Origin of the sequence: Nonlabens xylanidelens (assembly GCF_002934445.1) — a bacterium.
GTDB classification, from domain to species: Bacteria; Bacteroidota; Bacteroidia; order Flavobacteriales; family Flavobacteriaceae; genus Nonlabens; species Nonlabens xylanidelens.
Genome location: NZ_PTJE01000020.1, coordinates 1 through 1,295, shown reverse-complemented (window position 1 = coordinate 1,295; position 1,295 = coordinate 1). Strand labels below are relative to the sequence as shown.

1 protein-coding gene is annotated in these 1,295 nt (G+C 39.6%); it reads left to right on the top strand.

The genetic code is table 11. The features are described from left to right. Window positions 1–1,295, top strand: a 1,295-nt coding sequence (locus LY01_RS14965; RefSeq protein ID WP_317044711.1) for an SdrD B-like domain-containing protein, incomplete at both ends; no start/stop codon positions are given.

Below are 1,295 nucleotides of genomic sequence, written 5' to 3'. Positions count from 1 at the left end.
GTACCAACGGATGCGAACGGAGATTGGACAGCAACAGTTCCAGTAGGAGCTACCGATGTAGATGTTGATGAATCTACTTTACCTATTGGTTTAGATAATTTCACAACAGTAGGTTCGGATCCAGAAACAGTAAATGCGCTTGCAGGTACTAATGTTCCTACCTTGGATGATGGATATAATGATCCTATGGGTACGGTCAGTGGTACTGTTTACGAGGATGTTAATGGGAATGGAATTCAGGATACAGGTGAATTAGGTATTCCAGGAGTGGATGTGGTAATTGTTGATAGTGATGGTGTTACTCAAATAGTAACAACGGATATAAATGGTGATTGGTCGGCAATTGTGCCTGTGGGTAATACTTCGATTGACGTAGATGAATCTACGTTACCAATTGGAATTGATAACCTAACAACTGTATCTTCAGATCCTGAAACAATAATAGCGGTAGTAGGGATTGATATTCCTAGTACAGATGATGGTTATAACGACCCTATGGGTACTATTAGTGGAACTGTTTATTTAGATGCTAACGGTAATGGTATACAAGATTCGGGCGAGTTGGGTATTCCAGGAGTGGATGTAATAATTGTTGATAGTGATGGTGTGACGCAAACGGTGGTTACTGACGCTAATGGTGATTGGTTAGCAACAGTGCCTGTTGGAATAACTAACGTTGATGTAGATGAAAATACGTTGCCTGTTGGTGTAGATACACTAACTACTGCAAGTTCAGATCCAGAAAATGTTACAGCATTAGTTGGTGTCAATACACCTACTACGAATGATGGTTATGATGAACCGATGGGAACAGTAAGTGGAATTGTTTTTGAAGATACTAATGGTAACGGAGTTCAAGATGCTGGTGAATTAGGTATTCCTGGAGTAAGTGTTATTGTTGTGGGTAGTGACGGTGTTACACAAACAGTCGTGACAGATTCTAGCGGTGCTTGGACAGCAATAGTTCCTGTAGGAGATACATCAATAGATGTTGATGAGACAACTTTACCGACAGGTATAGATTCATTAACAACTATAGGATCAGATCCAGAGATGTTAACAGCAGTAGCTGGGATGGACACACCTAGTTTAAATGATGGATATATTATGCTGCCTGATAATGATATGGATGGTATTCCTGATGTAGATGATATTGATGATGATAATGACGGAATATTAGATGTACTAGAAGGTTCAGGCGACTCAGATAATGATGGTATTCCTGATTGGTTTGATCAAGATTCAGATAATGATGGTATTCCTGATAATGTGGAATCTCAGACTACTGATGGTTA